This is a genomic window from Agromyces indicus (assembly GCF_031432295.1).
GTDB classification, from domain to species: Bacteria; Actinomycetota; Actinomycetes; order Actinomycetales; family Microbacteriaceae; genus Agromyces; species Agromyces indicus.
Genome location: NZ_JAVKGS010000001.1, coordinates 378,680 through 395,926 on the forward strand (window position 1 = coordinate 378,680; position 17,247 = coordinate 395,926).

Annotated in this window: 18 protein-coding genes and 1 pseudogene; 9 read left to right on the forward strand and 10 right to left on the reverse strand. The window is 74.3% G+C overall.

Going from position 1 to position 17,247, the window contains the following annotated elements; all coding sequences use genetic code 11:
* Nucleotides 1–14: 14 nt before the first annotated feature.
* The 4 genes from RH861_RS01780 to RH861_RS01795 form a co-directional block, all read right to left on the reverse strand.
* A complete protein-coding gene (locus tag RH861_RS01780; protein ID WP_310519480.1) occupies nt 15–836 on the reverse strand; it encodes an MBL fold metallo-hydrolase in 822 nt (273 codons plus the stop codon).
* A 66-nt stretch (nt 837–902) separates the two neighbouring features.
* Nucleotides 903–1,373, reverse strand: coding sequence for a GNAT family N-acetyltransferase (locus RH861_RS01785; protein WP_310519481.1), 471 nt, complete (start codon nt 1,371–1,373; stop codon nt 903–905).
* Nucleotides 1,374–1,431: 58 nt separating this feature from the next.
* Nucleotides 1,432–1,848 carry an arsenate reductase ArsC gene (locus tag RH861_RS01790; RefSeq protein WP_067947620.1) on the reverse strand — a complete coding sequence of 139 codons (417 nt, stop codon included), beginning with the start codon at nt 1,846–1,848 and terminating at the stop codon, nt 1,432–1,434.
* Nucleotides 1,849–1,869: 21 nt separating this feature from the next.
* Entirely contained in the window at nt 1,870–2,796 is a 927-nt protein-coding gene (locus RH861_RS01795; RefSeq protein WP_310519482.1) for a metalloregulator ArsR/SmtB family transcription factor, read from the reverse strand.
* Nucleotides 2,797–2,914: 118 nt separating this feature from the next.
* Here RH861_RS01795 and RH861_RS01800 point away from each other — a divergent pair, with 118 nt between their 5' ends.
* Genes RH861_RS01800 through RH861_RS01810 form a run of 3 tightly spaced genes read left to right on the forward strand, consistent with a single transcriptional unit; the run spans nt 2,915 to nt 5,672 of the window.
* Entirely contained in the window at nt 2,915–3,757 is an 843-nt protein-coding gene (locus RH861_RS01800) for a universal stress protein (RefSeq protein ID WP_310519483.1), read from the forward strand.
* Nucleotides 3,758–3,759: 2 nt separating this feature from the next.
* Nucleotides 3,760–5,208, forward strand: coding sequence for an MBL fold metallo-hydrolase RNA specificity domain-containing protein (locus RH861_RS01805; protein WP_310519484.1), 1,449 nt, complete (start codon nt 3,760–3,762; stop codon nt 5,206–5,208).
* Nucleotides 5,209–5,234: 26 nt separating this feature from the next.
* A complete protein-coding gene (locus RH861_RS01810) occupies nt 5,235–5,672 on the forward strand; it encodes a pyridoxamine 5'-phosphate oxidase family protein (RefSeq protein WP_310519485.1) in 438 nt (145 codons plus the stop codon).
* Between the two features lie 14 nt (nt 5,673–5,686).
* Here the strand turns inward: RH861_RS01810 and RH861_RS01815 are convergent, their stop codons facing one another.
* Entirely contained in the window at nt 5,687–6,568 is an 882-nt protein-coding gene (locus tag RH861_RS01815; protein WP_310519486.1) for a carbohydrate kinase family protein, read from the reverse strand.
* Nucleotides 6,569–6,711: 143 nt separating this feature from the next.
* Between RH861_RS01815 and RH861_RS01820 the strand changes: the two genes are divergently transcribed.
* A complete protein-coding gene (locus RH861_RS01820; RefSeq protein ID WP_310519487.1) occupies nt 6,712–7,704 on the forward strand; it encodes an acetylxylan esterase in 993 nt (330 codons plus the stop codon).
* 43 nt (nt 7,705–7,747) lie between these two features.
* Here RH861_RS01820 and RH861_RS01825 read toward each other — a convergent pair whose 3' ends face one another.
* From RH861_RS01825 to RH861_RS01835, 3 genes are all read right to left on the reverse strand, one after another.
* Nucleotides 7,748–7,963: a hypothetical protein gene (locus tag RH861_RS01825; protein ID WP_310519488.1), complete on the reverse strand. Its 216-nt coding sequence runs from the start codon at nt 7,961–7,963 to the stop codon at nt 7,748–7,750.
* A 140-nt stretch (nt 7,964–8,103) separates the two neighbouring features.
* On the reverse strand, nt 8,104–8,586 hold the full coding sequence (locus RH861_RS01830) for an SRPBCC family protein (protein WP_248599878.1): 483 nt from the start codon (nt 8,584–8,586) through the stop codon (nt 8,104–8,106).
* Complete coding sequence (locus RH861_RS01835; protein ID WP_310519489.1) at nt 8,583–8,939, reverse strand: ArsR/SmtB family transcription factor; 357 nt, start codon at nt 8,937–8,939, stop codon at nt 8,583–8,585. The genes RH861_RS01830 and RH861_RS01835 overlap by 4 nt, the downstream gene beginning before the upstream one ends.
* Nucleotides 8,940–9,114: 175 nt before the next feature.
* Here RH861_RS01835 and RH861_RS01840 point away from each other — a divergent pair, with 175 nt between their 5' ends.
* Nucleotides 9,115–9,783: a GAP family protein gene (locus RH861_RS01840; RefSeq protein WP_310519490.1), complete on the forward strand. Its 669-nt coding sequence runs from the start codon at nt 9,115–9,117 to the stop codon at nt 9,781–9,783.
* An 82-nt stretch (nt 9,784–9,865) separates the two neighbouring features.
* Here RH861_RS01840 and RH861_RS01845 read toward each other — a convergent pair whose 3' ends face one another.
* The gene (locus RH861_RS01845) at nt 9,866–11,524 is read right to left on the reverse strand and encodes a molybdopterin-dependent oxidoreductase (protein WP_310519491.1); all 1,659 of its coding nucleotides are present in this window, start codon (nt 11,522–11,524) and stop codon (nt 9,866–9,868) included.
* A 134-nt stretch (nt 11,525–11,658) separates the two neighbouring features.
* Between RH861_RS01845 and RH861_RS01850 the strand changes: the two genes are divergently transcribed.
* Together RH861_RS01850 and RH861_RS01855 are read left to right on the forward strand one after the other, a co-directional pair.
* Complete coding sequence (locus RH861_RS01850) at nt 11,659–12,501, forward strand: DNA/RNA non-specific endonuclease (RefSeq protein WP_310519492.1); 843 nt, start codon at nt 11,659–11,661, stop codon at nt 12,499–12,501.
* Nucleotides 12,502–12,560: 59 nt separating this feature from the next.
* Nucleotides 12,561–14,144, forward strand: a complete 1,584-nt coding sequence (locus RH861_RS01855; protein WP_310519493.1) for an FAD-dependent monooxygenase — start codon at nt 12,561–12,563, stop codon at nt 14,142–14,144.
* Between the two features lie 34 nt (nt 14,145–14,178).
* Here RH861_RS01855 and RH861_RS01860 read toward each other — a convergent pair whose 3' ends face one another.
* Nucleotides 14,179–14,556: a hypothetical protein gene (locus tag RH861_RS01860; protein WP_067947636.1), complete on the reverse strand. Its 378-nt coding sequence runs from the start codon at nt 14,554–14,556 to the stop codon at nt 14,179–14,181.
* A 93-nt stretch (nt 14,557–14,649) separates the two neighbouring features.
* Here RH861_RS01860 and RH861_RS01865 point away from each other — a divergent pair, with 93 nt between their 5' ends.
* Both RH861_RS01865 and RH861_RS16340 read left to right on the forward strand, forming a co-directional pair.
* On the forward strand, nt 14,650–15,618 hold the full coding sequence (locus RH861_RS01865; protein WP_310519494.1) for an EamA family transporter: 969 nt from the start codon (nt 14,650–14,652) through the stop codon (nt 15,616–15,618).
* Nucleotides 15,619–15,835: 217 nt separating this feature from the next.
* Nucleotides 15,836–16,780 (forward strand): annotated as a pseudogene (locus RH861_RS16340) (NAD(P)-dependent oxidoreductase); the annotation flags it as partial.
* Between the last annotated feature and the right edge of the window lie 467 nt (nt 16,781–17,247).

Genomic DNA, 17,247 nt, shown 5'->3' on the forward strand with positions numbered 1-17,247 from the left:
CGGGCGGTCGCGGGCTAGCCGGAGTCCGGCGCGCGGTGCTTCTCGGCGAGGCGCTCGAGCTGCCACTCGTCGACGTCGGTCAGCCAGTCGAGGGGTGCCCCGGGCCCGACCCGGGGATCGGCGGGGCTGCGGCCGTCGCGAACGGCCTCCACGTAGGCGCGATCCAGTTCGAGGCGCGCGCGGAAGTCCGCGGCGCCGCCGACCGACCCGTGGCCGGGGACGACGACCGCGACGCGGTCCGCCAGTCGCTCGAACCGCTCCAGCGCGGCGAGGTGGTCGCCGACCGGGTCGTCGGCCGCCAGGTCGAGGAACGGCATCAGGATGTCGGAGAGCATGTCGCCGGCGACGAGCACGCCCTGCGGCTCGATCAGCACCGCCGCGTGGCCAGGGGCGTGCGCGCGATGCTCGATGATGCGGGCCGTGGGTCCGCGCCAGGGCACGGTCGCGGCGTCGGCCGGCAGGGCGGTGATCAGGCCGAGGAGCTCCATCGGGATGTCATCGGCGTGCTCGGGCGGCAGGCCCTCCGCGACCTGGTCGATCCAGTCCGGCTGCGAGAGCAGGTCGCGCATGGCCTCGGCGTTCCGAGCCGTGCCGTAGCGCGGCGCGTCGCCGAGGTCCGGGTGCCACAGCACGTGGTCCCAGTCCGGATGCGTGGAGAACGCCGCGACGACCGGCCGGCCCGTGTCCCGCAGTTCCCGGGCGAGCCCCGTCAGCTCGGCACGGGTGATGCCGGGGTCGATGAGGAGCACCCCGTCATGGCCCTCGACGACCACGGCGTTGCTCTGGAGGAACTCGCTCTCGTGCACGTGCACGCCCTCGGCGACCTGCTTCAGCATGGTTCCTCCGCTCGCGGTCCGGACCTGTTGCTGCCGAACGGTACACCCGACCTCCGAGAGCGCGCCTCAGGCCGGGAGCGCGAGGGTCATGAAGACGCTGTTCGGGTCGGGCCGGTAGTCGCCGAACGGGTGGCATTCGATGAAGCCGTACTTCGCGTAGAGGGTGCGCGCCGGGCGGAAGAACTCCTGCAACCCGGTCTCGAGGCTGAGGCGGCGGTACCCGCGACGGGTCGCCTCGGCGAGGACGTGCTCGAGCAGGCGTGCACCGAGGCCGCGACCGCGGGCCGCGGCATCCGTTCGCATCGACTTGAGTTCGCCGTGCGTCTCGTCGAGCTGCTTGAGCGCGACGCAGCCCACGAACTCGTCGCCCTCGGCGATGGTCCAGAACGTGACCTCGGGCACCGCGAGACCCGAGACGTCGAGCGCGTGCACGCTCTCGGCGGGCGAGGTCGCGAACATGTCGGCCAGGTGGTCCTCGAGCAGGCGCGTCACGCGCGGGTCGCGGAGGTCGCCGAGGTCGATGGAGAGCGTCGTCACCCGACCATGGTCGCCGACCGGTGTTTCGGGCACGTGTCGGCGCCGCGCCGGCGGTCGCTCAGGCGGACGCGCGCTCGGGCAGGATCTCGGCGATGAGCGCCTCGACGCGACGGCGGATGTCATCGCGGATCGGCCGCACGGCCTCGATGCCCTGCCCGGCCGGGTCGTCGAGCTCCCAGTCCTCGTAGCGCTTGCCCGGGAAGATCGGGCACGCGTCGCCGCAGCCCATGGTGATCACGACGTCGGACTCCTTGACGGCCTCGGTGGTGAGCACCTTGGGCGTGTTGCCGGCGATGTCGATGCCCTCCTCGGCCATCGCCTCGACCGCGACCGGGTTGATCTGGTCCTTCGGGGCGGAGCCGGCCGAGAGCACCTCGACGCGGTCGCCGCCGAGCTCGCGCAGGTAGCCGGCGGCCATCTGGGAGCGGCCGGCGTTGTGGACGCAGACGAACAGGACGGTGGGCTTCTCGGTCATGCGGAAAGCATAGACCAGCATCTATGCGATGTCGAGCGAGGCGAGCAGGTCCCGCACGTGCGCCTCGATGCGATCCCGGATGTCGCGCACCCGCTCGAGCGGCAGGCCCACCGGGTCGTCGAGCTCCCAGTCGAGGTAGCGGCGGCCGGGATAGATCGGGCACGCGTCGCCGCAGCCCATCGTCACGACGACATCGGCCGCGCGGACCACCTCGTCGGTCAACGGCTTCGGGAACTCGCCGCCGACGGGCACCCCGATCTCGTCCAGTGCCGAGACGACCGCGGGCCGGAGCGCGTCCGCGGGCGCCGAGCCGGCTGTGCGCACGTGCACGCGATCCCCGGCCAGGTGCCGCAGGATCGCGGCGGCCATCTGCGAGCGGCCCGCGTTCTGAACGCATACGAAGAGCACCTCGGGCACCGCACGACCCCCGCCGGCGCGCGGGCGCTGCGGCTCCGCCGTCGCCAGCGCGCTCAGCCGCTCCGCGGCGAACTGCGCCGTGAGCGAGGGCAGCCGCCGCGTGATCCCCGACCGCTCCGCGAGCAGCTCGTGGCTCTCGCGCACGTACCTCGCCACGGTCTCCCGGCCGAAGACGCCGGCGAAGCGGTCGGCGAGGTCGCTCGCGATGCGGTCCAGCACCGCGGCATCCGTCGTGGGATCGGGCGCGGACGCCGGCGCGCCCAGCAGGTCGCCGACCCGCTCGGCCTGGTCGGGCGCGACCGAGTACCACGCGCGCCGCCCCTCCGGCGTGCGCACGAGGACGCCCTCGTCGTGCAGCGCCTTCGCGTGGTGCGACACCGTCGGCTGCCGCAGCCCCAGCTCGGCGGCGAGCTCGGTGACCGTGGCGCGACCGTCGGGCCGCGCGAGGATCAGCGAGAGCATGCGCGCGCGCGTCGGATCGGCGATCAGCGCGAGGCCGCTCGCCGCGGCATCCGCTCGCCCCGAGACCATAGATCACAGTCTATGCAAGTGACGGATGCCGCGGCCGAGTGACCTTCGGCCCTCACCGCCGACCCGGCTCCCGGGAGGCTGGACGCAGGCCGCACCCGCCGCGGTCGACGAAGGGGTGGTGCAGGTGTTCACGAAGACCGTGGTCGCATGGGACGGCTCGCCGCACGCCGAGGCCGCGCTGCGCTGGGCCGCCGCCCGCGGCGGCGACGAGGTGCTCGAACTCGTGCACGTCATCCCCGGCGAGGACCAGGCCAGCGAGTACCTGCGGGCCACCGGCGAGCTCTCGGAGCAGCGCGTCGCCCTCATGGATCGCGCCGAGGCCCTGCGCGCCGAGCACCCCGGCCGCACCATCACCACGCACACCGTGCACGGCCGACCCGAGAAGGAGCTCGGCGGACGCATGGGCCACGACGTGCTCGTCGCCGTCGGCACCTCGTCGCACGGCCGCGAGACCGCATGGACCCTCGGCGCCCGGCTCGCCGCGCACCGTTCGCGCGGCTCCGTCGCCGTCATCCCGGCCGACTGGGAGGCGACCGCGCGCCGCAACATCGTCGTCGGCGTCGACGGCTCCGTCGAATCGATGGCCGCGGTGCGCGTCGGCGTGGAGGAGGCCCGGCGCACGGGCGACGAACTCGAGCTCGTGCACTCCTGGGTCGTGCCGACCAGCTGGAACTCCGCCTACGTCGAGTACCTCGGCGACGTGCAGCTCATGGAGGACATGCGCCGCGACGTGCTCGACGAGGCGCTCGACTACGCGCGCTCGCTCGGCGGCGCGCCCGCCGGACGCCTCGAACAGGGCGGCGCCGCGCCCATCCTCGCCGAACGCAGCCGCACCGCGAACCTCGTCATCGTCGGCAGCCACGCGACGGGCGGCATGGCCAGGTTCCTGCTCGGCTCGGTCAGCCACGACCTGCTCCTCGAAGCCGTCGGTCCCGTCATCGTCGTCAGCGACAACGAGTAGCCATGCCCGTCTCCCTCCGGTTCCTCGGCGGCGCCGACTCGGTCACCGGCTCCCGGTACCTCGTCGAGACGGATGCCGCGCGCGTGCTCGTCGACTGCGGGCTGTTCCAGGGCTACAAGGTGCTGCGGGAGCGGAACCGGCACCCGTTCCCGGTCCCGCCGGAGTCGATCGACGCGGTCGTGCTCACCCACGCGCACCTCGACCACTCCGGATACCTGCCCGCCCTCGTCCGCGACGGGTTCGCGGGACCCATCGTCGCGACGCCCGGGACGATCGAGCTCTGCCGGGTCATGCTCGCCGACAGCGCCTACCTCATGGAGGAGGAGGCGCGGCACGCCGCCCGGCGCGGCTGGTCGCGGCACGCCGACCCCCGCCCCGTCTACACGTCCGACGACGTGAAGGCGGCGCTCGGGCGGTTCCGCGAACTCGACTTCGGCGAGCCCCGGTCGATCGCCGACGGCGTGGACATGCGCCTCGCGCCGGCCGGGCACATCCTCGGCGCCGCGCAGGTGCGCCTCCGCGCCGAGGGACGCACGCTGCACTTCACCGGCGACCTCGGCCGCCACAAGGACCCGCTCATGCGCGCGCCCGCCGACCTCGAGCCGTGCGACGTGCTCGTCACCGAGGGCACCTACGGCGACCGCGCCCATACCGACGAGGACCCCGCCGACCGCCTCGGCGAGATCGTCACCCGCGTGACCCGGCGCGGCGGCGTCGTGCTCATCCCAGCCTTCGCCGTCGGACGCACCGAGACCGTGCTGCTGCACCTCGCGCGACTCGCGGACCGCGGCGAGCTGCCCGACGTGCCCATCTACCTCAACAGCCCCATGGCCGTCGACGTCGCCTCCATCTACGAGCGGTACCCCGAGGAGCACCGCCTCGACCACGACCGGCTCACGCGCATGTACCGCCTCGCGACCCGCATCAGCACGGTCGACGACTCCAAGCTGCTCAACCTGCGCGGCGGGCCGATGATCATCATCTCCGCCAGCGGCATGCTCACCGGCGGCCGCATCCTGCACCACATCCAGGCCTACGGCCCCGACCGGCGCAACGCGATCGTGCTCACGGGCTTCCAGGCGGGCGGCACGCGCGGCGCCGCACTCGCCGCGGGGGAGCGGACGCTCCGCATCTTCGGCGAGGACGTCCCGATCCGCGCCGACGTCGTGATGATCGACAGCATGTCGGCCCACCCCGACGCCGACGAGATCCTCGACTGGCTCCGCGGCGCGGCATCCGCCCCCGGCATGACCTACGTGACCCACGGCGAGGCGCACGCCGCCGACGCCCTGCGAGCCCGTATCAAGCACGAGCTCGGCTGGCCGGTGCGCGTGCCCGAGCACGGCGAACGCGTCGCGGTCGAACCGGCGCCCGACCCGGTGGGGGCGCCCGCGGGCGTCGAACGCATCGAGGACGTCGGACCCGTCGAGGCGTTCGACGCCGCCATCTGACCGGATCCACGACCCGAGGAGGAGACATGGACGAGCAGGACGACCGGCCACCCACCCGCCACCTTGAGGAGGACGAGTGCTGGCAGCTCATCGAGGCCGTCCCCTACGGCCGCGTCGCGGCGGCCGCCGCGGGTGAGGTCGACATCTTCCCGGTGAACCACCGCGTCGACCACGAGGGCGTCGACGGTCGCGCGATCGTGTTCCGCACCGCGCCCGGCACGAAGCTCCTCGAACTCACCATCCACTCGAACGTCGCCTTCGAGGTCGACGGCTTCACCGACGACGAGGCGTACAGCGTCATCGTCAAGGGCGAGGCGCGCGAACTCGAGCGCTCGAGCGAGATCGAGCACGCGGAGGGGCTCGGGGTCACGCCGTGGGCACCCGAGACCAAGGACCGCTGGGTCCGCATCCAGCCGCGCGATGTGCACGGCCGGGCGTTCCAGCGGCGCCGCGTCGAGGGGTAGGCCCGGAACGCGCCTCAGTCGTCGATGAGCGCGTCGAGCGACGAGTGCAGGTGCCGGGTCACGAGGGCGGATGATGCGTGCCGGGCACCCGCCTCGAGCGCCTGGTCGACATCGGCGCCGTCGAGCCGCGCATGCAGCACGGCCGACATGAACGCGTCGCCCGCGCCGTTCGTGTCGACGACCTCGACGGGCACGGCGTCGACGCGGTGCTCGGTGACCTGGCCGTCCGCCGACTCGCGGGCCACCGCGACCGCGCCCTCGGCGCCGAGCGTGCACACCACGAGCTGCGCCCCGCCGTCGACCACCTCCCGCATGAACGGCAGCGGGTCGGGGCCGATGCGGTCGCCGTTCATGAACACGGCCTGCGCGGCGTCGATGAAGGCCCGGTGGAACTCGGCCGTGCCGTCGTAGTCGTGGATGTCGGTCCAGATCGGCCGCCCCGACGCCCGGGCGTCGGGGATCATGCGCCGCGAGCGCTCCGAGAGGTCGAGCACGATCGCGGCGGCGTCCTCCATCGCGGTCGTGAGGCGGTGGTCCTCGGGGCTCGGGTGGTCGTCGGGCGTCGAGAGATAGATGGAGACGCGCTCGCCGAGGGGCGTCATGAGGTTCAGGTGCCGCTCGGTGCGGGCGCCGTCGACGACGTGCAGGTCGAGGCCCGGCACGCGCCCGAGGATGTCGCGCAGGCGCTCGCCGTCGGTATCCGGACCGATGAGCGTGTGCAGCTCGACCGGCCGGCCGAACGCCGCGAGCCCGAGCGCCTTGCCGGCTCCGGTGCCGCCGACGGTCTCGTGGTCGTCGAGCGCGAACTGCATGTGCGGCCGCGGCTCGGGCAGGCGCTCGAGCAGGACGATCTCGTTCCATGACGCCGGTCCCGAGATGATCACCCTGTCGCCCACGCGCTGCTCCCATCCGCGCCGCGACGGTCGCGGCACCCGGTCCATCCTGCCGTGACGGATGCCGCGGCGCGACCGTGGTCGGACGATGTGGCCGGAGCCGACTACGCTGTCGGCACCCCGGCAGTCCCCCGAAGGAGTTCACCATGCCCCGGTTCGACCTGCCCGTCGACGAGCTCCGCACGTATCGCCCCGACGTGCCCGAGCCCGACGACTTCGACGCGTTCTGGGCCGACACCCTCGCGGCGTCCCGCGCCGTCGCCGAGCCGCCGCGGCTCACCCGGGTCGACTCGCCGCTCGCGCTCGTCGACGTGATCGACGTCGAGTTCTCGGGGTACGCGGGCGACCCGGTGAAGGGGTGGCTCCTCGTGCCGGCGGGCGCCACCGGCCCGCTGCCCGCGGTCGTCGAGTACGTCGGCTACGGCGGCGGCCGGGGCCTCCCGCACGAGCGACTCGGCTGGGCGGCCTCCGGGTACGCCCACTTCCTCATGGACACCCGCGGGCAGGGCAGCTCGTGGGGCACGGGCGGCGGCACGCCCGACCCGCACGGCACCGGCCCGTCGCACCCCGGCTTCATGACCCGCGGCATCCACGACCCCGCCGAGTACTACTACCGGCGCGTCATGACCGACGCCGTGCTCGCGGTGGATGCGATCCGCTCACTCGACGTCGTCGACGCGTCGCGCGTCGCGGTGGCGGGGATGTCGCAGGGCGGCGGGCTCGCGCTCGCCGCGGCGGGGCTCGTCGAGGGGCTCGTCGGCGCGATGCCCGACGTGCCGTTCCTCTGCCACTTCGAGCGGGCGGTCGGCATGACCGACAAGGATCCCTACAGCGAGATCGTCCGGTTCCTGTCGGTGCACCGCGACGCCGGACCCACGGTGTTCCGCACCCTGTCGTACTTCGACGGCGTGCACTTCGCCCGCCGCGCGACGGCGCCGGCGTTCGTCTCGGTCGCGCTCATGGACACGATCTGCCCGCCGTCCACCGTCTACGCGGCCGCGAACCACCACGCCGTCGGCGCCGAGGTCGTCGAGTACGCGTTCAACGACCACGAGGGCGGACTCGGCGTGCACTGGCAGCGTCAGGCGGCGTGGCTCGCCGAGCGGCTCGACGCGTTCGCCGACGACACCGCCGCCTGACGCGCGCGACGGGCCGCTGCGCGGCGGCCCGTCGCGGTCGGAGTCACTCGTGCGAGATGTACCGCTCGATCTCGTCGTCCGAGACGGCGATGCCCGCCTCCTCGAGGCGCTGACGGAGCAGGGCCTGCTCGTCGTGCGCGTGGCCCATCTTCATGTCCTCGCGAACCTGCACGAGGATGCCGCGGATCTGCTCGCTGCGGCTCGCCTCGGTGGCACCGTCCTCGATGGGGGCGTTCTGGAAGCCGGGCTGCTCGGCCATGGGGGTCCTCCCTTCGGGCGGCCCGCACGGGCCGTCACGATCGATCGTGCCCCACGGCGCGGCATCCGTCGAGGCGTTGACAGGCGAGCGGATGCCGCAGCGCGAGGCCGCGGCATCCGCTCGCCGTCTGCCATGCCGCGTCAGCGACGCGCGAGGTACGCCTCGATGCGGTCGAACGCACCGACCCAGGCCTGCGAGGCGAAGAAATCGCGGATCTCGGGCGTCGGGAAGCCGGACTGCACGACGCTCATGAGGGTGCCGCCGTCGACGGGCTCGAACGTGACCACGATGCGGGTGGTCATGGTCTGGCCGCTCGGGTCGCTGCCGGTGGACTCGGTCACGAGCCGGCGGGGACGGTCGATCTCGAGGAACACCTGCTCCTCGCGGAAGAGGGTGTCGCGATCGGGTCCCCAGACGGCGACCTGGCGGCCGCCGACCCGGAGGTCGACCTCGATCTCGACCACGCCGGGCTCCTCGTCGAGGATCGAGAACCAGATCTTCTGCTGCTCGGCGTCGGTGTAGGCGTCGAAGACCTCCTCGGGCGTGGCGGGGAGCGTGCGTTCGGCGCGCAGCTCGATCGCCTCGGTGGTGTCGGCGGTGGCGCCGCCGGTCTGCTCGGTCATGATGCGTCCTTTCCGGTGTCGTTCGGTGTGGAGTTGCGCAGGGTGAAGTAGGCCTCGAGACCGTCGAGACGGCGCTCCCAGAGGCGCTGGTAGAAGGAGATCCACGCCATGGCGTCGTCCAATCGCTCGGCGCCCAGGCGGCACTGCCGGGTGCGCCCGACCTTCTCGGTGGTGGCGAGGCCGGCCTCGACGAGGACGTCGACGTGCTTGCGGATGCCCGTGAGGGTCATGCCCGCGGTCTCGGCCAGCTCGCTGATCGTGGCGGGCCCGTCGCCGAGCCGCACCAGGATGTCGCGTCGGGTGGTGTCGGCGAGGGCGGCGAACGCCCGGTCGAGCACCTCATTTTGAACCATGTGGTTCAGTGTAGTTCACTGAACCGAAATGTTCAATATGCGCGTCTCCATCTCGCGAGGGGACGCAACACGCCGTGCCCGCCCGCGGAGCCGCGGCGCGTTGCGTCCCTCGGGGACGGGGACGGGGACGGGGACGCGGCGGCCGGGCGCCAGCCCGCGGCGCTAGGCTCGCGCCATGGCCGAGGTCATCGGGGACGTCGTCCCCTTCGCGGTCGGGGTCGCGCTCAGTCCGCTGCCGATCATCGCCGTGCTGCTCCTGCTGCTCGCGCCCGTCGGGGCTCGGGGCGGCGCAGCCTTCCTCGCGGCCAGGGTGCTCGCGTTCGGGGCGCTCGTCGCGGCCTTCGCGTGGGCGGCCGACCTCGTCGACGACGCGGCGGGCTCATCGACGCCCGCGGCCGTCCTGCGGCTCCTCGTCGGCGTCGGGCTCGTCGTCGGCGCCGTCGTGAAGTGGCACCGACGACCCCGCCGCGACGCCGAATCGAAGCTCCCCGGGTGGATGCGCGCGATCGACGGCATGGGGGCGGGCGGGGCGTTCCGGCTCGGGCTCGTGCTCACGGTCGCGAACCCGAAGGAGCTCGCGTTCGCCGCGGGCGCCGGCTTCACGGTCGGGGGCGCCTTCCTCGGGGCGGGCGAGGTGCTCGTCGCCGGCGCGGTGTTCGTCGTGCTCGCGTGCGCGAGCGTCGGCATCCCGGTCGTGGCGGTCCTGGTGGGTGGCGAGCGGATGTCGCCCGTGCTCGCCGAACTCGGTGACTGGCTCCGCCGCAACAACGGGATCGTGATGGCTCTGGTGCTGCTCGTCGTCGGCGCGATGCTCGTCGGCAGCGGGCTCTCGGGCCTCGGGTAGCTCGCCGACCCCTGCACCGAGGGGACGCGACATGCCGTGCCGGCCCGGAGGCCGGCGGCATGTCGCGTCCCCTCGAGGGGGGTCAGGTCACGGTGACGAGCACGCGCTGCCACCCGGTGGAGCCGTCGGGCGCGATCGGGGCGCGCTCCTCGACCTGCAGTTCGCCGTCGCGGTTCACGGCCCGCGCCGTGACGTAGTGCGTGCCCGGCGTCGCCTCCCACTCCAGGTACCACTGGACCCAGGTGTCGACGTTGACGGGCGCGGAGAGCGTCGCCGGCTCCCAGTCGCCGTCGTCGATGCGCACCTCGACGCGCTCGATGCCCACCGTCTGCGCCCACGCCACGCCCGCGATCACCGCCGAGCCCGCCGCGACCGGCGTCCCCGAGCGCGGGGTGTCGATGCGCGACGAGAACTTGATGGGCGCCTCGGCGCTGTAGCCGCGAGGCGTCCAGTACGCCTCGTCGGCCGCGAACGTGGTGACCTTCAGCTCGGTGAGCCACTTCGTGGCGGACACGTACCCGTACAGCCCGGGCACCACCATCCGCACGGGGAAGCCGTGCTCGAGGGGGAGCGGCTCGCCGTTCATGCCGACCGCGAGGATCGCGTCACGGCCGGGGTCGGTGAGCGCGTCGAGCGGCGTCGACGCCGTGAAGCCGTCGACGCTGCGGGAGAGCACCATGTCGGCGCCCGACTGCGGCCCGGCGAGGGCGAGCACGTCCCGGATCGGCACGCCGACCCACTTCGCGGTGCCGAGCAGGTCGCCGCCGACCTCGTTCGACACGCACGTGAGCGTGATCGAGTACTCGTCGAGCCCCATCCCGACGAGCTGGTCGAACGTGAGCTCGACGCGCCGCCCGACGAGGCCGTCGATGACGAGCCGCCAGGTCGCCGGGTCGACCTCGGGCACCGTGAGGGCGGTGTCGACGCGGTAGAAGTCGGCGTTCGGCGTGTAGAGCGGCGTGAGGCCCGGCAGGTCGAGTTCCGCGCCGGTCGGCACGGTCACGGTCGACCGAGGGGCGGGCAGCCGCAGCGCCTCGCGGATCGCGTCGATCGATGAGGTCGCGGCGGCGACCACGCGCGACCCGACGCCCACCACGAACGCGGATGCCGCGGCGATCCCGGCCAGCGCGAAGAACCCGCGACGGTCGACACCGGTTCGTGCGGTTGCCTCGTCGGGTGCGACACCGTCCGGTGCGGTGTCGGTGACGGATGCCGCGGCATCCGCTGTTCGGACGTCGCCCGCCCACGCCCGCAGCCGCCGCACGAGCAGTTCGAGGATGACGATGCCGGCCGCCGCACCCACCACCGGGGGGACCCAGGCGAGCGGGGTCGCGCCGGCCCGCGTGACGATCGCCGCGAGCGACAGCGCGCCCGCGATCCCGAGCGCCACCGACCCGAGCGGGGGGCGGGCGAACTGCAGCACGCCCGCGACCGCGCTGGCGACCAGGACCGCGATGCCGAGGCTGCCGAGCAGCACGACCTTGTCGTACGCGCCGAACGCGGCGATCGCGAACTCCTTCACGGGCTGCGGCACGATGTCGATGACGAACGCGCCGACCGCGAGGATGGGGCTGCCGTCGCGCGCCGCGAGGAGCGCTGCGAGCTCGGCGGCGGCGAGGAACACGCCCGCGGCGATGACCCCGGAGACGGCCGCCCAGATCCGGAAGCGCCGCCGCGACGCGCCGGCAGCGGTCGCGTCGCCGGCCTGCTCCCGCGCGTGCGGTCGTGCGCTGCGCGCCATGCGACTGCCTCCCTCGGCGAGCCGCGATCGGGCCCGCACGAGAGTGGTTCGCGGCGGGCGCGGCTTCGGATTGCGGCGCCCGGCCTCCGGCGTGGCCGCCCGCCGCTGTCGGCGGCTCGTGATCGGGTGGGCGCATGGGGTTCGACGCGCGGTTCCTGGGGCCCGAGGCGGCGCTGCCCGCCGTGCCCGAGACGGATGCCGCGGCATCCGTCGCCCTCGACTACCTGCACTTCACCGTGGTGCTCGACACCGGCCGCAGGTTCGCCCGCGTGACCGGCGTGAACATCGACGGCGCGCAGCTCGTCGACGTGCCGCGCGGCGACGACTGGCGGTTCGACGAGCGCATCCCCGAAGCGTGGCAGGCCGGGCCCGACGTCTACGCGCGCAACGACCTCGACCGCGGGCACCTCGTGCGACGCCGCGACCCGGTGTGGGGGCCGCCGGATGTCGCGGCCCGCGCGAACGCCGACACGTTCCGGTATCCGAACGCGGCGCCGCAGCAGGCCGCGTTCAACCAGTCGCTCGAGCTGTGGAACGGGCTCGAGGACCACGTGCTCGCCTACGCGACGGTGCACGCGCAGCGCCTCAGCGTGTTCACGGCGCCGGTGCTCGACCCGGGCGACCCCGAGTACCGCGGCATCCGCGTGCCCCTGCGGTTCTTCAAGGTCGTCGCGTGGCGGTCGGGCGACGAGCTCGCGACCGCGGGCTTCGTGCTCGACCAGTCGCCGCTGCTCGACCTCGACGAGGCGGCGCGGGCCGCACGCGCCGAGCGCGAGCGGGCGCGGCTCGCCGGGGGCGCGGCCGCCATGCCCGACCTGGGGCCGTTCCGCACGTTCCAGGTGCCCGTCGCCGACGTGGCCGAGCTCGCCCGGCTCGAGATGGGCGCGCTGGCGGGCGCCGACCGGATGCCGCGTGCCGTCGCCGCCGCCGACTGGCGCCCGATCACGGCGCCCGACGACCTGCTGCTCGGGCCCTGAAAGGACGGGAAGCGCCCGTCGCCCTCCCGCGCGGGCCCTCGTGGTGACAGGCTGGGCGCATGGCGGAGTCCGAGACGCTGCGGACCGACGTGCTCGTCGTCGGAGCGGGCCCGAGCGGGCTCATGGCGGCCAACGTGCTCGCGAAGCTCGGCGTCGACGCGATCATCGCCGACGGCAAGCACGGCCCGACCCGCGAGTCGCGGGCGCTCGTCGTGCAGGCGCGCTCCATGGAGCTCTACGACCAGCTCGGCCTCGCCGACCGCGTGGTGGCCGAGCGTGCCGAGGCGGTCGGGGCGGTGCTCGCGTTCCGCCACCGCGTCCTCGGACGGGTGCCGCTGCGCGAGTTCGGTCGCGGCACGACGCCGTTCCCCGAGATCACGGTGCTCGAGCAGAGCCGCAACGAGCGGATCCTCGTCGACGGGCTCACCGCTCGCGGACTCGAGGTGCAGTGGGGGCTCCGCCTAGTCGCGATCGAGCGCGGCGCGGCATCCGTCACCGCGGTGTTCGAGCGGGTGCCGGATGACACGGGGTCGTCCGGTGCCGGCGACGGACCCGCGACCGTGCACATCGAGGCGCGGTACCTCATCGGCGCCGACGGCGCGCACTCCGCGGTGCGCGAGCTCAGCGGCATCCGCTTCGAGGGCGTGACGAACGAGCACACGTTCTTCGTCGCCGACGCGCTCGGCGCGACCGGACTCGTCGACGGGCACGTGAACATCCGGATGGCGCCCGACGACCTCCTGCTGTCGTTCCCGATGGGCGAGCCCGGGCACGCGCGCATCCTCGGGGTGGTGCGCGACGCCGACCTCGCCGGGGGCGGGCAGCTGCCCGAGCGGCTCGTGCGGTCGCGCATCGCGCGCGGGTTCACGGTCGGATACCGGTCGTCGACGTGGTTCGCGACGTACCGGCTGCACCACCGGGTCGCCGAGCGCTTCCGTGAGGGGCGGTGCTTCCTCGTCGGCGACGCCGCGCACATCCACTCGCCCGTCGGCGGGCAGGGCATGAACACCGGCCTGCAGGACGCCCACAACCTCGCGTGCGCGCTCGCCGACGTGCTCGTCTGCCGCATGCCCGACCGGCGGCTCGACCGGTACGAGGCCGAGCGGCGGCCGGTCGCGCGCCGGCTCGTCGCGACGACCGACCGGCTGTTCGGACTCGTCACCGCCGACTCGGCGCTGACCCGGTTCATCCGCGGGCGTGCCATCCCCGCGCTCGGTCCCGCCGCCGTACGCGTGCTGCCCCGCGTCATCGGGGGCCGACGACTGTTCGGGTTCCTGTCCCAGACGCGCATCCGATACCGGATGTCGCCGGAGCCCCCGACCCGCTCCCAGGCGCGCGACGACGTCGTCGGCAAGCGGCTGCCGTACACGGGCGCCGACCCGTCGAACTTCGACGCGCTGCGGTCGATGCGCTGGCAGGTGCACGGGTACGGCGCCCCCGCCGACCTGGTGCACCGCGTCGCCGAGCGGCTCGGGACGGAGGCGCACGTGTTCCCGCCCGCCGCCGGCGGACGCCTGCGGTCGGATCGGCTCTACCTGGTGCGCCCCGACGGGTTCGTCGCGGCCGAGGCAAGCGTCGCCGCCGGACGCCGGGCCGGACGGGACGCCGTGCCGGCGCGGTTCCGCGAGCAGCTCGACGGGTGACCGCGCTCAGCCCCGCGTGCTCACTGCGCCGCGCTCAACCGGCGGTCGGCGCGCCCGGGCTCTCCGCGGCATCCGCCCCCGCACCCCCGGCGGCGGCAGCCGGCACGACCGCGACCCGCGCCGACCAGCTCGACGCGTCCCGCGACATCGTCCACGGTTCGATGCGGCGCAGCCCGTGGCATCCGAGCACGACCTTCGCCACCCCGTCGGCGAGGTCGCGCGACGACGGCGGGTTGGTCCGGGTGAGCTCGTCGAGGCTGAACGCGTCGACCGCGATCGGCTCGAGACCGCCCGCCGGGTACAGCAGCAGGTCCCACGACTCGACGTCGTCGGTCACGACGACCCGGCGCAACTCCACGCGCCCCGCGAGCTGCACCTCGTCGTCCGTCAGGCTTCCGAATGGCTTCGTCATGCGCGCACCCCTGATCACAGCCGACCACAGCGGCGACCGCGGGCGGCGCAGGCGCGGGGGCGAGTCGCGCCGCGCAGGTCGTATCGTCGAGTGGTGCCCCACGAGACCACGCCCGCGCCGGCGGCCGCGATGACGGATGCCACGCTCCGCCGCCGCCGCTTCGCCGGTGCGTCGACGCAGCTGGGCACCGAGGTGTCGATCAACTTCGGCTCGTCGCTCGCGGGGCTCGTGATCCCCGTCGTCGGCTCGTTCGTGGTCGTTGCGGTGCGCCAGCTCGTCATGGCGATCGCGGTGCTCCCGTTCTACCGGCCGAAGCGCGCCGAGCTCACCTGGCGGCGGCTCCGGCCGGCGCTCGCGCTCGGCGTGGTGCTCGCGGTGATGAACGTGACCTTCTACGAGTCCGTCGACCGGCTCGGGCTCGGCATCGCGGCGACGATCGAGTTCCTCGGCCCGCTCGCGATCGCCCTGTTCACCTCCCGGCGGCTGCTCGACCTCGCGTGCGCGCTCGCGGCGGGGGCGGGCGTGCTGCTCCTCATCGGCCCGTGGGCCGGCGGTTCGGGCGAGACGGATGCCGCGGCATCCGCTTCGGGCGTCGACCCGATCGGCGTGGTGCTCGCGCTGACTGCGGCGGCGAGCTGGGCGGCGTACATCCTGCTGACGCGTCGCGTGGCGACCCGGCTGCCCGGACTGGAGGGGCTCACGGTCGCGAGCCTCGTCTCGCTCGCACTGCTCGTGCCGTTCGCGGTGGCGACCCTCGACGTCGGCGCGCTCGACTGGCGCATCGTCGGGCTGCTGCTGGGAGTGGGCGTGCTCTCGTCGGCGCTGCCGTACAGCCTCGACACGTACATCCTGCGGCGCATCACGCCCCGGCTCTACGCGATCATCACGAGCTTCGGGCCGGTCATCGCCGCGATCTTCGGCGCGCTCGTGCTCGGCGAGCGGTTCACGTTCGTCGAGGCGGTCGCGATCGTCGTCGTGTGCGGCGCCGCCGGGCTCGCCCTCGCCACGCAGCGCGACCGCCCGGTCAGCCCGCTCGAGGCGACCGCCCAGGCGATCCCCTGACGCGTCGCGGCCCGCGCGGGCGCCGCGGGCCGGCGCCTCGGGCCGGCGCCGCGTCGGACGCCGCGGGCCGGGACCGCGTCGGACGCGAATCGTCGCACGGGCGCGGCCATTCCGACGATCCGGGTCCGCGGCGCGCTCGACGCGCGGGGGGTGGGGCCGCACGTCGCCGCGGGCGTAGCGTGGAGACGATCGCACGGCACGGGCGCCGCGCGACACGACGTCGAGGAGGACGCGGATGGCGGTCATCGGCTGGATCGGGCTCGGACACATGGGCGGGCCCATGGCCACCCACCTCGCCCGGGCCGGGCACGAGGTCGTCGGGTTCGACGTCGACGCGCGCATGGCCGAGCAGGCGCGGGCCGGCGGCATCCGCACGGCGACGGATGCCGCGACCGCCGTGCGCGACGCCGACGCCGTCTTCACGTCGCTGCCCCGGTCCGAGCACTCCCGCCAGGTCCTCATCGGCGACGCCGGGCAGCCCGGCGTGTTCGACCGCGTGCGCCCGGGCACGGTCGTCCTAGACACGTCGACGGTCGACGTCGAGACGTCGCGCGCGTGCCACGAGGCGGCGGCGGCCCGCAGCATCCGCTTCGTCGACGCACCCGTCTCGGGCGGCATCGCGGGCGCGCACGCCGGCACGCTCACGTTCATGCTCGGCGGTGAAGCGGATGCCACCGCCGAGGCGGCGACCCTCGTCGACCCGATGGCCGGGCACGTCTTCACCGTCGGCGGGCCGACGTCGGGCATCGCGGCGAAGCTCGCGAACAACCTCATGCTGTTCATCACCCTGCAGGCCTCGTCGGAGGGGGCGCGCCTCGCGGAGGCGCTCGGGCTCGACCCGGCGGTGTTCCACGACATCGCGACCGTGTCATCCGGCGATTCGTGGCCGCTGCGCACCTGGTACCCGGTGCCCGGCGTCGTCGAGACGAGCCCCGCGAACCGCAACTTCGACGCGACGTTCACGACCGGGCTCGCGGCGAAGGACCTGTCGTACGCGCTCGCCGCGGGCGACGCCGCCGGGCTCGACCTCGCGGCGGGGCGCCTCGCGATGGAGCGCTTCGAGCGCCTCATCGACGAGGGCTACGTCGACAAGGACTGCAGCCTCGTCGTGAAGTACGTCGGCCGCGACGGTCGCACCCCCGGCTTCGACCCCGCCGCCTGAGCCGCCTGACCCCGCCGCCCGTCTCTCCCGCCCCGGCCTCACCCCCGGCCGGCGCGCCTGCCGGCCCCGCGCTCCTGCCGCCGCCGCGCGAAATGACGCGAGCGGTTCCGGCGCGCGGCCGGAAGCGCAGGTTGCGTCATTTCGCCGAACGTCCGAGGCGGGCGGGCGGCGGGGCGGGCGGCGGGCCGGCGCGGTCTTCCCGGGCTCGGTCCCGTCCTCGCCCTCCGCCGGCCCTTCCCCCGACCCCCGACCCCCCGGCCTCCCGGCGCGCCCACCTGCCGACCCCTCCGCCTGCCCGCCTGCCGGCCCGCGCGCCGCCCGCCCGGCCCGCGCGCCTGCCGGCCCGCGCGCCGCCCGCCCGGCCCGCGCGCCTGCCGGCCCCGCGCTCCTGCCGCCCGCCCGGCGAAATGACGCAAACGGTTCCGGCGCGCGGCCGGAAGCGCAGGTTGCGTCATTTCGCGGAACGG